The 12,690-nt window shown below is 35.2% G+C and carries 8 protein-coding genes and 2 pseudogenes; 9 read left to right on the forward strand and 1 reads right to left on the reverse strand.

From position 1 onward, the window contains the following. Positions 1-13 precede the first annotated feature (13 nt). Positions 14-298, reverse strand: a pseudogene (locus BM183_RS21555) (ISL3 family transposase); the annotation flags it as partial. A 155-nt stretch (positions 299-453) separates the two neighbouring features. On the opposite strand from BM183_RS21555, the pseudogene BM183_RS21745 reads away from it, so the two are divergent. From BM183_RS21745 to BM183_RS19995, 9 genes and pseudogenes are all read left to right on the forward strand, one after another. Next, positions 454-987 (forward strand): annotated as a pseudogene (locus BM183_RS21745) (super-infection exclusion protein B). A gap of 181 nt (positions 988-1,168) precedes the next feature. Next, entirely contained in the window at positions 1,169-2,536 is a 1,368-nt protein-coding gene (locus tag BM183_RS19965) for an AAA family ATPase (protein ID WP_091689298.1), read from the forward strand. Between the two features lie 204 nt (positions 2,537-2,740). Then, positions 2,741-2,884, forward strand: a complete 144-nt coding sequence (locus tag BM183_RS20875; RefSeq protein ID WP_170848100.1) for a hypothetical protein — start codon at positions 2,741-2,743, stop codon at positions 2,882-2,884. A gap of 147 nt (positions 2,885-3,031) precedes the next feature. Continuing rightward, entirely contained in the window at positions 3,032-3,214 is a 183-nt protein-coding gene (locus BM183_RS21185; protein ID WP_242961067.1) for a nucleoside triphosphate pyrophosphohydrolase family protein, read from the forward strand. 378 nt (positions 3,215-3,592) lie between these two features. Beyond that, positions 3,593-4,267 carry a response regulator transcription factor gene (locus BM183_RS19975; protein WP_091689300.1) on the forward strand — a complete coding sequence of 225 codons (675 nt, stop codon included), beginning with the start codon at positions 3,593-3,595 and terminating at the stop codon, positions 4,265-4,267. Next, entirely contained in the window at positions 4,264-5,334 is a 1,071-nt protein-coding gene (locus tag BM183_RS19980; RefSeq protein WP_091689302.1) for a HAMP domain-containing sensor histidine kinase, read from the forward strand. The genes BM183_RS19975 and BM183_RS19980 overlap by 4 nt, the downstream gene beginning before the upstream one ends. Before the next feature lie 128 nt (positions 5,335-5,462). Further along, complete coding sequence (locus BM183_RS19985) at positions 5,463-7,220, forward strand: ABC transporter ATP-binding protein (protein WP_091689304.1); 1,758 nt, start codon at positions 5,463-5,465, stop codon at positions 7,218-7,220. Positions 7,221-7,267: 47 nt separating this feature from the next. After that, entirely contained in the window at positions 7,268-9,058 is a 1,791-nt protein-coding gene (locus BM183_RS19990) for an ABC transporter ATP-binding protein (protein ID WP_091689310.1), read from the forward strand. Between the two features lie 18 nt (positions 9,059-9,076). Next, positions 9,077-11,824, forward strand: coding sequence for an ABC transporter ATP-binding protein/permease (locus BM183_RS19995; protein WP_091689306.1), 2,748 nt, complete (start codon positions 9,077-9,079; stop codon positions 11,822-11,824). The last annotated feature ends 866 nt before the right edge of the window (positions 11,825-12,690 follow it).

Consider the following 12,690-nt stretch of genomic DNA (forward strand, 5'->3'; position numbering starts at 1 on the left):
AGTCTCTTTAAAATTATCTAGTACAATGTAAAATTCTGGTTCGGAACCTTCTGAAATTTTTGATTCCAAAAGAGTTACGTTTAAGCACCTTTATTTTGTTATTAAATCCTTCTGTTGGTCCATTTGTGAGCCCATATTTAAACGCATTCAATATCTCTTTTGACCAATTTCGATATGTAGATGCACATTTCTCAAATTCGGTAATACCCGATGATTCGGCTGTTTTTATCCAACTAAAGAAATCTTTTCTTTGTTCTGAATACTTTGTATTCTGACAGATATCATAGAATTCCTTTTTATTAAAGAATTTGCCATATGTCGCAATGAACGGATTGAGGGTGTTTATAAGATAGGAACGCATGGTTAATTCCTGCCAACACATACAAGCCAGAAGACGAGCGAACAAAAAGTGGTAAATATGATAGATACAAGAAAGAAGATGATGAAGAATAAATGAGAGGAGAAGATACATTGAAGCTTGATATATCAAAACTATTGAATATTTCGGCAAGGGTTTCATGGGCGATAACTGTAGCCTGTGTGTTTATATTATTTTTTCCAGGTGATTGGCTCCCCTTTCAAATAGATACTTTTAGAGAGCAATATAGCTTATGGATTTTTATAGTTATGTCTGTCTCTATTTCACTCTGTTTGTCACATGCATCGAAATGCATTTGGAAAAAGATAAATCAAGCGTGGGATAAAAAGAAAACGTAGGATACATATAAATACATACTTAAAAATTTATCTAAAAGTGAAAAAGCACTCATCAAAAAATATTACGATAAAAGAGAAACCGCAATTTTAGTTGATTCGCGAAATCCTACGATCAAGAAATTAGAAACATTTCGAGTAATATCAAAAGCGGCAGGAACAAGTTTAGGAAGCGTTTCGGGTTTTCCAGGATTTATTCGGCCGTGGGTATTTGAATTGATAGATAAGCATCCAGAGTTTCTCAACATAGAGGAAGATGGCAAAGAACGATAAATTGAGATGGGATGAATATAGATATAGGGCATGCACAGCAAGACAAACTACAAACAGTTTCCCTAAGTGATTTCCTGAAGGAAATTTGGATATTGGCAAGCTGCTATCCCTTTGAGGTGAGTATTACGGATGATTCTGAAAATGGTGTATTTTGAAAATCTCGAAAATTTAGTATTTTAGAATGGGATTTGTTGATAATAGAACATGGTACATAGGGGAGGAAGATTATGGTTTCCATTTTTTGTCATATTGTCAAAAGGACAGTTGTTATGCCGACGAAATTGATTTATATTTTAGGAATACAAATATTAATATAAAAAGGGATATAAGAGAAATAAGTAGTTGGAAAAGTATACGTGGATATATGAAAACTATTCGGAATATGGAATATGCAATATTAATCATTACGGAAAATTATTTAAAGTCCTTTAATTGTATGTATGAAGTAATGGAACTGATGAAAGAAAAGGATTATCATAATAAGATTTTTCCGGTTTTATATGCAACTGATATTTATAAACCGGCGGGAAAGATTGTGTATATTAAATATTGGAATAACGAATACTGCTTTTTAAAACGTCAAATAAGGCAGCTTAAAATGGAAAATGCTATTTCTGTTATTAATAATTTGAAAGAAATTCAAAGTATACAGTCCTCTATAGATGAGTTTTTAAATTTAGTAACCGACATGAATAATCCAGATGTAAAAGATGTGAATAAAGAAATAGAAAAAAGTTTAAGACTTCAGAATATTTTGATAGAGCAAAATGAAAAAGAGTTAAACTCAGGTATTATTGCTATTGCTAATCCGGCGGGTGGGGTAGGAAAGTCCACAGTTGCAGGTGGACTAGCATATGCACTAAGAAAAGCACTGAATAAAAAGGTACTTTGTATAAGTTTGGGTTCTTTGGATAATGCACAATATTTTTTAGGCCTACATGAAGTCAATGAAGATAATGTTTCTGTATATGAACAAATTTATGTTCATGAAACGCCATGCGGAGTGGATTTTATCTATAAAAAAGAAATGGAACAGTTCCGTTTGGCACAAGAACAGCAATATGGGAAATCAGATTGGGAGAGGATATTAAGCGAGATAATTAATCAGAAAATATATGACTACATAATTATTGACTGTGGTAGGGGAACTGATGGATTAAACCAAAAGGAGATTCTTAATTTTGTAAAAAATATTATTATTCCATTGGGTGATAATGTTTGGTCTCCTAATGGAATTGAGGATGTAGCCAATATTTTAAAAAGAAAAAAAGACAGGAAAAATATTTGGTTGCTTAATTCCATTGGACTTTTTGTTGGAAAATCAAAAATTCAAGATGACTTGCAACGGTTATATATCAAAACTAAAAATATGATTCAGAAAGAGAATATAAGGGTAAATGAGTTTTCGACGATAATTCCTAAATCCAACAAAATGGCAGAAGTAACTTGGGAAAAAGGTATTTTAATTGAATCACCTCAAATAAAACAAATAAAACAGGCTTATATTGATTTAGCAAAAGAGGTAGAAGAAAATAATAGAGCAAATTGAATTATCTGAGATACATTACTTAGGCAATTGACATCTAATAATATCTAGGAACTGTATCAAATGTTTTCAGATTATTAGTTTTGCAGCAAATAAAAGTCAGAAAAGAAAATATTAGCATGGAAAGTTAGACATTAAAGTTATATTGACTCTTATCATGAACCATCAGAGCTAAAATATGATCAAAATCTGTTTCAGAGAAATGACATGATAATCGAACAAAATGCCAGTCAGATTTCTGCATCCTATAAAAATGAAAAATTACGATTAATATACTATTGGGCAAAATGTAATGGATATCATGAAATATGGACACCGGGAAAGAAGGGATATACGATTGAAAAAGTATAACAAACTGGTAAGGGATAAAATACCTGAAATAGTTGAGCAGGACGGAAGAAAAGCTGTTTATCATGTACTGTCAGAGGATTGTTGAACTTGATAAAAAGCTGAGTGAAGAAGTAAAATGAATATAATAAAGATAAAAATTTGGAAGAAATGGCAGATGTACTAGAAGTCTTATATTCTATATGTAAGGCACGAGGTTATACCATTAAAGAATTAGAAGCGAAACGGAAAAAAACAGATGCAAGAGGTGGTTTTAAGAGAAGATATTTCTGGAGTATGTTGATGATCATACTTTTACTCAATCCAGCCAATTATCTGATATCAAAGCATTGAAAAATGAAGTCAGATACCAGAACAGGTAAAAGAAATACTCACGATAACGTATATTGCTTAACGTGGATTTACTACAATCTAAGATTATAGTGTACACTGTGATCATGTGAGAATTCTTCAAAAAGGAATATGTTTAAAATGTAGCAGAGATGTTATAAGATTTATATAGAAGATGAGAATTAAGCATAATCAATAGTTAGTCGTAATTTGATTTCTATCATAAGTGATTTGAATATTCGGTGTATCTATTTTATAGTGAAATTGGACAATTTGCCCATGGAGTAAAAAGGGCACTTGTATTAATGGCACTGTTTCTTATAATAATTTGTTTAGAATCAGTTTACAAAAATATGTTATAATAAAACCGAGGTGATGAGCATGGTTCATATTCTTGTTGTAGAGGATGACAAAAATACGAGAAGATTCATGAAAGCAGTGTTAGAAGAAGAACAGTATATTGTATTTACAGCTTCCAATGGAGTGGAAGCTTTGGATATTTTAGATACAACTCATATAGATTTAATCGTGTTAGATATTATGATGCCAAAGATGGATGGCTATGAATTAACAGAGATTTTGCGTAGCGTACAAAATGAACTTCCTATATTAATGGTTTCGGCGAAACAACTTCCTGCTGATCGAAAAAAAGGATTTCAGGTGGGAACCGATGATTTTATGACAAAACCAGTGGATGCAGAGGAAATGGTACTACGGATTAAAGCCCTGTTACGTCGTGCTAAAATTACTAGTGAACGAAAAATAATGATTGGAAATGTAGTACTTGATGAAGACTCACTATCTGTAACACGGGAGGGAGAAACACAAGTGCTTCCACAAAAAGAGTTCCAGCTTCTATTCAAATTATTATCTTATCCGGGTAAGATATTTACAAGGATTCAGCTTATGGATGAAATCTGGGGGACAGAAAGTGACTCAGGTTGGGAAACTGTAACCGTACACGTTGGTAGGTTACGGAGGAGATTTGAGGGTTGGCCTGAATTTCAAATTGAGTCGGTAAGGGGGTTAGGGTATAAGGCGGTGAAGTTAGTATGATAAAGTTAATAAGAAAACATAAGAAGCTGAAAAATCCACCACCAGTGATATTGACTTTAGTATTTGCTATTTTGGTTTTTGGGATATTGGTGATTACTATGTTAATTGTAGGTATTTTTGTGGTAGTGTTAAATAAACTACAATTTATTGATAGCCTTAATGCACCAAATATTTGGATCCCAACTATTTGGTTTGCATCTGCTAGTACATTGACCGGGACTGTAGTTGCTATTATTTTTAGCCGTATACCCTTAAAGCCAATCAATACAATCATTCATGGCATGAATCAATTAGCCAATGGAAAGTATCAAACACGAATAGATTTAGGACATATATCCCTTGCCAAGGGCATATCCAATAGTTTTAATACACTTGCAGAAGAACTGGAAAATACAGAGATGCTTCGTTCTGATTTTGTTAATAATTTTTCCCATGAATTTAAAACACCGATTGTGTCAATCTGCGGTTTTGCCAAGTTATTACAAAGGGATACCATTTCGAAAGAAAAGCAAAAAGAGTATTTAAATATTATTGTGGAGGAATCTACCAGACTTTCTGAGATGGCAACCAATGTACTTAATTTGACCAAAGTTGAGTATCAAAGCATTTTAACGGATATTTCGAAATTTAATCTTTCGGAGCAATTGCGAAATAGTGTATTAATGTTGGAGAATAAATGGATGCAAAAAGGAATCTCAATTACTGTAGAATTTAATGAGTATTATATTGAAGCATGTGAAGAATTATTAAAGCAAGTTTGGATTAATATTTTGGATAATTCCATTAAGTTTTCTCCAAATCATAGTGAGATTGAGATTGAATTGAAAGAAGAACAGGAATTGTTTATGGTATCCATCATTAACCATGGGCCAGAGATGAGTCAGGAGGAAATTAACCGTATTTATGATAAATTCTGGCAAGGGGATACCTCTCATGCATCGGAAGGTACGGGAATCGGTTTGTCCATTGCAAAACGAATTGTAGAACTTCATAAAGGGAAAATTGATGTATATAGCTCAAAGGAGCAAACGAAATTTACTGTTATTTTACCCAATAGAGTGTTATAATTTATTGATTAGAGTGATTGTTTTGGACAGTTGCTCTTTTTTTATGTCCTGATATAAATTCATGTTTAGTTTAGATTCAGTTTCTCTTTATGGGATATGATACCCCTGCTTACAGAAAGGGGAATCTTATGATTAAATTATTTAAAAATTTAACAAAAAAAGAATGGTCCTTTATAGGAATCAGTCTTGTGTTTATTATAGCACAGGTATGGCTGGATCTAAAATTACCAGATTATATGAGTGAAATTACAATGTTGGTACAGACCGAAGGCAGCACAATGGCTGAAATCTTAATTGCAGGAGGAAAGATGTTACTATGTGCATTGGGAAGTCTTGTTGGTTCTGTCATTGTTGCTGCATTAGCTGCAAAAGTTGCTTCCAATTTTGGTGCCAGACTAAGAGGGCATCTGTTTGATAAGGTACAGTCCTTTACCATGGAAGAAATCAATAGATTTTCTACATCCAGTTTGATCACAAGATCCACCAACGATATTACACAAGTGCAAATGGTTGTTGTAATGGGCTTACAAGCTATGATCAAAGCACCTATTCTGGCAGTATGGGCAATTATGAAAATTCATGGAAAGAGCTGGCAATGGACATTGACAACAGCACTTGCGGTATTGTTCCTGGTAGTAATTGTTGGTTGTTGTGTAATTTTAGCAATGCCTAAGTTCAAGCAACTTCAAAATTTAACGGATGATCTGAACCGGGTAACCAGAGAGAATCTTACTGGTCTTCGGGTTGTTCGTGCATATAATGCAGAAGAATATCAAGGCCGTAAATTTGAAAAGGCAAATACAGAGTTAACCGGAGCAAATTTATATGCCAACCGTGTAATGGCTATAATGCTGCCAAGTATTCAGTTAATAATGAGCGGTTTATCCTTGGCAATTTATTGGGTGGGAGCGATTTTGATTCAAGAAGCTGGCATGATGGAGAAAATGACGTTGTTTTCAGATATGGTAGTTTTCTCCTCTTATGCAATGCAAGTAGTTATGGCATTTATGATGCTGATTATGATTTTTATAATGTTACCTCGTGCTTCTGTTTCCGGGAAACGTATTCTGGAAGTATTAGATACAGAACCAACAATAGTAGACGGGCAGATTACATCTTCAAAAACAAAATGTAAAGGTGAAGTGGAATTCAAAAACGTAGGTTTTAAGTATCCAGACGCAGAGGATTATGTAATACGTAATGTAAGTTTCACTGCAAAAAAGGGGGAAACGGTGGCGTTTATCGGTTCCACCGGATGTGGTAAAAGTACGGTAGTGAATTTAATACCACGTTTTTATGATGTAACCGAAGGGGAAGTTTTAGTAGACGGAATTAATGTTAAGGAATATAGCCAATACGCACTTCGTAATAAAATCGGGTATGTATCCCAAAAAGCAACGTTATTTGGAGGAACTATCAGATCTAATGTTGCTTTTGGAGATAATGGGAAGGATGGATTTCTTGCCACTGATATTATAGAGGCAGTTAATACTGCCCAGGCAGCTGAATTTGTAGAAGCAAAAGAAGATAGCTATGATAGCTTTGTAGCACAAGGAGGTGCTAATTTATCTGGTGGACAAAAACAAAGAGTTTCCATTGCCCGAGCCATTTGTAGACATCCGGAAATCTTTATTTTTGATGATTCCTTCTCAGCACTGGATTATAAGACAGACCGTAAATTACGTGATGCACTAAAACTTGAGTGCCCAGATGCTACCAAACTGGTTGTAGCACAACGCATTGGAACCGTTCGTGATGCAGACAAGATTGTAGTACTTGATGAAGGAGGGGTAGTGGGAATTGGTACACATGAACAATTAATGAAAACATGTGAGGTGTATCAACAAATTGCGTTTTCACAATTATCGAAGGAGGAGTTAGCGTGAGTCAAAAGGAAGAATTTAAATTAGGGCAATCTAATCATAAAAAACAAATGGGACCACCGGGATCAGGTATGGGCGGCGGTGGTGAGAAAGCCAAACAATTTAAAACAACATGGGTAAAGTTAATTCAATATTGTAAAAAATATTGGCCAGCTATAGTAATTGCATTAATTTGTGTAGTTATGGGTACTGTGTTAACCCTAGTTGGTCCTGACAAATTATCAGAACTTACGGACCTGATTACAAAAGGAATTGTGACTGGAATTGATTTAGATGGTGTTGCCAGAATTGGTCTGACATTGGTTGTATTTTACGGACTTAGCTTTCTGTTGTCATTAATACAAGGTATGGTGATGGCTACTATTACACAAAAAGTATCGAAGCAGTTACGTGGAGATATTTCTGTTAAGATTAATCGTTTGCCCATGTGGTTCTATAATAAGACTACAACAGGAGATGTGCTATCCCGTGTAACTAATGACGTGGATACCATTGGACAGTCTCTGAATCAAAGTGTGGGGACATTAGTTTCTGCAATTACTTTATTACTTGGATCGTTAATTATGATGTTAAAGACCAATGTAATCATGACAATAACAGCAATTGCTGCAACTTTTATTGGATTTGTATTGATGATGCTTATAATGGGAAAATCACAAAAATATTTTGTACGTCAGCAACAGCATCTGGGTGAAATCAATGGACATATTGAAGAAATCTATGCTGGACATACCATTGTAAAAGCTTATAATGGTGAAGCGAAAGCAAGAAAGACATTTGCTTATTTAAATAATGAACTTCGAGAAAGTAATTTTATGGCCCAATGTTTATCAGGGTTAATGATGCCTCTGATGTCCTTTATTGGTAACTTCGGTTATGTGGCAGTTTGTGTAGTTGGTGCCGTTCTTGTAATGAATAAAACCATTTCCTTTGGAGTGATCGTAGCCTTTATATTATATGTAAGATATTTTACACAACCATTAAGTCAGCTTGCACAAGCTGCCCAGTCTTTACAATCGGCGGCAGCAGCAGGAGAGCGTGTGTTTGAATTCCTTGAAGGGGAAGAAATGGAAGATGAGTCGACAAAGACAAGAAAGCTTGAAAAGGTACAAGGCAAGGTTGATTTTGAACATGTACATTTTGGTTATGAAGGGTCAGATAAAACAATTATTAATGATTTCTCGGTTTCCGCCAAGCCAGGTCAGAAAGTTGCAATTGTTGGCCCAACTGGAGCAGGGAAAACTACCATTGTAAATCTTTTAATGCGTTTCCATGAAATACAAAGTGGTACAATTAAGATTGATAATATTCCAATTCATCAGCTATCACGTGAGGATGTTCATGAACAATTTTGTATGGTACTTCAAGATACCTGGGTTTTTGAAGGAACGGTACGTGAAAATCTGGTATATTCTACAGAAAATGTTTCTGAGCAAAGGTTAGAAGATGCATGTAAAGCAGTTGGGCTGCATCATTTTATACGTACCCTTCCACATGGGTATGATACGGTGTTAAATGATCAGGTGAATCTATCGGCAGGACAAAAACAACAACTTACAATAGCGAGAGCCATGATTGCAGACCGGCCAATGTTAATTCTTGATGAAGCTACAAGTTCTGTAGATACTCGTACAGAGTTAATTATTCAAAATGCCATGGATGAGTTAATGAAAGGACGTACATCATTTATCATTGCCCATAGGCTGTCAACAATTAAAAATGCGGATTTGATTCTAGTTATGAAAGATGGGGATATCATAGAGAGCGGAAGCCATAAGGAATTAATGGAACAAGGCGGATTCTATGCAGAACTGTATAATAGTCAATTTGATGCGGCTTAAATAGGAGGACAGATTATAATGTTACAAATTAAAAAAATATCGAAACAATATATAACTGGTGATTTGGTGCAAACAGCACTTAATAAAGTAAATTTAAACTTTCGTGATAACGAGTTTGTTGCCATTCTTGGCCCAAGCGGATCAGGAAAAACAACATTATTAAACATCATAGGTGGTCTGGATCATTATGATTCCGGTGATTTGATAATTAATAACATATCCACACAAAAATACAAAGACAGAGACTGGGACTCATACCGCAATCATACAATCGGATTTGTGTTCCAAAGTTACAACTTAATTCCTCATCAGACTATCTTATCTAATGTGGAATTGGCACTTACCATATCGGGAATTTCCAAGAGGGAACGTAAGGATCGGGCCAAGGAAGCTCTTGAGAAAGTTGGCCTTGGGACACAGCTTCATAAAAAACCAAGCCAACTTTCTGGTGGACAAATGCAGCGTGTTGCCATCGCAAGAGCCTTGGTAAATAATCCGGATATTTTATTAGCGGATGAGCCAACCGGGGCATTGGATACAGAAACCAGTATTCAAGTTATGGATTTACTTAAAGAGGTAGCAAAAGACCGTCTTGTAATCATGGTAACCCATAACCCGGAACTTGCAGAAGAGTATGCTACTCGAATTGTAAAATTAAAGGATGGGAATATTGTGGGAGATACGAAACCATTTCATGTCAATCCAGAAAGTACTCCCAAGGCAGTGCACAAAAATATGGGAAAAACCTCGATGAAGATTAAAACATCGTTATCTTTAAGCTTCAACAATTTACGGGCCAAAAAAGGGAGAACGTTCCTAACAGCTTTTGCCGGGTCTATTGGTATTATAGGGATTGCCTTGATTTTATCGTTTTCTAATGGGGTGAATGAGTATATAGAAAACATTCAAAGAGATACTATGGCTTCCTATCCCATAACAATTGAAGCCCAGTCTATAGATTTGAGCAGCATTATGGGCGAAGAGATGATGGGAGGCCGTATAAAAAAAGAAGTCTCACATGATTTAGACTCCGTTTATTCCAATAGTAGTTCTTTAGAGATGGTGAATCGGTTAACATCTAGTTTTACAGAGAATAATCTGACGGAATTTAAAAAGTATTTGGATGATGAAAATAATAAAATTAGAGAGCAACTTGGTAAAAATGGTGTAAAATATTCATACGATGTGGCATTTGATGTATATGCAAAGAATGCGGATGATACAATAATCGACACCAATACCAATGCGTTTTCACTAAAACCTGAAACTTCAAGTACATCTGGTGCTCTAGGACAGTTTCAAGATAGTATGAGGAGTATGGTACCTGCTGGAGGTATGGGTTCTTCCCAGACCTTTGGTGAAATGCTTCCGGGAACAGAAGGTGATTTGGTAAGCAGCGTGGTGAAGGATAGTTATGATTTACTATACGGAGCATGGCCTCAAAATTATGATGAGGTAGTACTGGTATTAGATCAAAACAATGAAATTCCAACAACAGCACTTTATGCCCTTGGCCTTATTCCAACGGAACAATATGATGCAATTATGAAAAGTATGGAAACAGGAGAAGAGTTTGAAGTGGAGACCTTTCATTATAGTTACGATGAAATCTGTCAGCAAGAATTTTATCTCATACCGGCGTGTGACTATTATGTGAAAAATGAAGATGGAACGTTCCACAGTGTAAAAGGTGATAAACTAAAACTGGAAACCTTGTTAAAGGATGCAATCACATTACATGTTACAGGTGTCATTCGTCCAATGGAAGAAGCAAAGAATGCCAATATAACCAGTGCCATTGGATATACCAATGCATTAACGGATTATATCATTGACTATGCCAATAATAGTGAGGTTGTAGCCGCACAGTTGGCAAATAAAGAAGTGAATGTTTTAAACGGTATGGAATTTGCACCTGAGGAAGATGCTGCACGTGTTGCAGATGCCAGGAATTACATTGAAAAATTGGGTGTTTCAGATAAGGCTAAATTATGGAGCGAACTTGCTGCTAAGATGTATGCCAATAATCCGGAGCAATTACAAGGAATTGCAAGTTTAGGAGAAGTACAATTAGCTGCTATGGCAGATGAGTATTTTTCATCAGCAGATGATGAAGTGTTTTTGATGCTATATGATAATTATATTTCGGTGGGAAGTTATGACAGTAATATGAGTGCATTTGGTTTTGTTAGTTTAGACGCTCCTTCTTCAATTAGTATCTATGCAGACACTTTTGAAGCAAAGGAAGCCATTGGAGATTTTATAACTGAGTATAATTCTTCAGTGGAAGAAGCATATCAAATTACCTATACAGATTTCGTTGCTATAATGACGTCCTCCATAACAACCATTATTAATGTGATTTCATATGTTTTAATTGCATTCGTGGCAGTATCGTTGATTGTTTCTTCTATTATGATTGGTATTATTACCTATATTTCTGTTTTGGAACGCACAAAGGAAATTGGTATTCTACGTGCCATTGGAGCATCAAAACACAATATTTCACAGGTGTTCAATGCAGAAACAGGAATCGTAGGATTATTATCCGGTACACTGGGGGTTGGAATATCCTGCTTAATTTTAATTCCATGTAATGCACTTCTTCGTTCCCTTTTAGGTTCTGCGGAGGTAAATGCAACATTACCAGCGATTAGCGCAGTTATTCTTATAGCATTAAGTGTAATCCTTACATTAATTGGAGGTTTTATTCCTGCGAAAAAAGCGGCTAGAAAAGATCTGGTTTCAGCACTTAGAAGTGAATAATAATTATTCACAAGGCAAAGTCGAGATGAAAGCTCGGCTTTGTCATACAATAATAAAAGAACCTTTGTTTTCGGCATATTACCCTGATTTTTATATAAATGGATTGCGGAGAAATAGTTGTTTAAGAAGACTTAAACATATGATATGATATACTATATATGTAAAAAATAGCGTTTCATTTTTGAAACTATTCTTATGTCAAGTCCAGTATAAGTTTATGAGTTGTTTGCGAATATAAAAGTCGAAGAGATGGTGAATATTTTTGTAGATTATCTTATAGAGGATGATAAAGACCAATTCAGAGACTAAGAAAATCATCCAAGTTACTTTTTTAACCTCATCAGGGAAGTCCCCCATTCTGAATCGGAGGGTAAGGACTAGCCTGTTTTGGCAGGAGTTAGGGCTCCTGTTAAAATACCACGTAGTGGCAATGAGGTTATGAGCAAGTAACGTAAGGGGATTAAAAATATCACCTTTGACCTTGGTACTTTTGGCGGTGTTGGGGTTAAGGAAGGTAGGAGAAGAACAAGGTGGGATAATGCTTTTTACTTTTGTAGCACCACTTCCGAAGACTGTAGAAAGACCAACTATTAAAAGTCAATAGGTAAGTGAAAAAGTTTTTGAATATCAGATGTAAATTTATGCATAACAAAAAGACCTGTTTTCACAAGCCTAAAATCATATGAGATTAGTTTTTATTGTCTGATTTCATATGGTGTATTGTTTTTTAAGACTGCATGAATGGTATGGCATAGTTTTCTGGCAACTGCTCCGACAGCTACTTTGTGATGCTTACCCTCTGCTCGTTTTTGTTGATAGTAGGTAGAAAATACAGGGTCATAGTAGGAAGCAATAAAGGCAGCTTG

Source organism: Anaerocolumna aminovalerica, from assembly GCF_900115365.1.
GTDB lineage: Bacteria > Bacillota > Clostridia > Lachnospirales > Lachnospiraceae > Anaerocolumna > Anaerocolumna aminovalerica.

What these genes read in the sequence shown, in the direction of transcription:
- BM183_RS19985 (WP_091689304.1), top strand. Translation starts at nt 5,463, where the DNA reads ATGATTAAATTATTTAAAAATTTAACAAAAAAAGAATGGTCCTTTATA.
- BM183_RS19975 (WP_091689300.1), top strand. Translation starts at nt 3,593, where the DNA reads ATGGTTCATATTCTTGTTGTAGAGGATGACAAAAATACGAGAAGATTC.
- BM183_RS20875 (WP_170848100.1), top strand. Translation starts at nt 2,741, where the DNA reads ATGATAATCGAACAAAATGCCAGTCAGATTTCTGCATCCTATAAAAAT.
- BM183_RS19995 (WP_091689306.1), top strand. Translation starts at nt 9,077, where the DNA reads ATGTTACAAATTAAAAAAATATCGAAACAATATATAACTGGTGATTTG.
- BM183_RS19980 (WP_091689302.1), top strand. Translation starts at nt 4,264, where the DNA reads ATGATAAAGTTAATAAGAAAACATAAGAAGCTGAAAAATCCACCACCA.
- BM183_RS21185 (WP_242961067.1), top strand. Translation starts at nt 3,032, where the DNA reads ATGGCAGATGTACTAGAAGTCTTATATTCTATATGTAAGGCACGAGGT.
- BM183_RS19965 (WP_091689298.1), top strand. Translation starts at nt 1,169, where the DNA reads ATGGGATTTGTTGATAATAGAACATGGTACATAGGGGAGGAAGATTAT.
- BM183_RS19990 (WP_091689310.1), top strand. Translation starts at nt 7,268, where the DNA reads ATGGGACCACCGGGATCAGGTATGGGCGGCGGTGGTGAGAAAGCCAAA.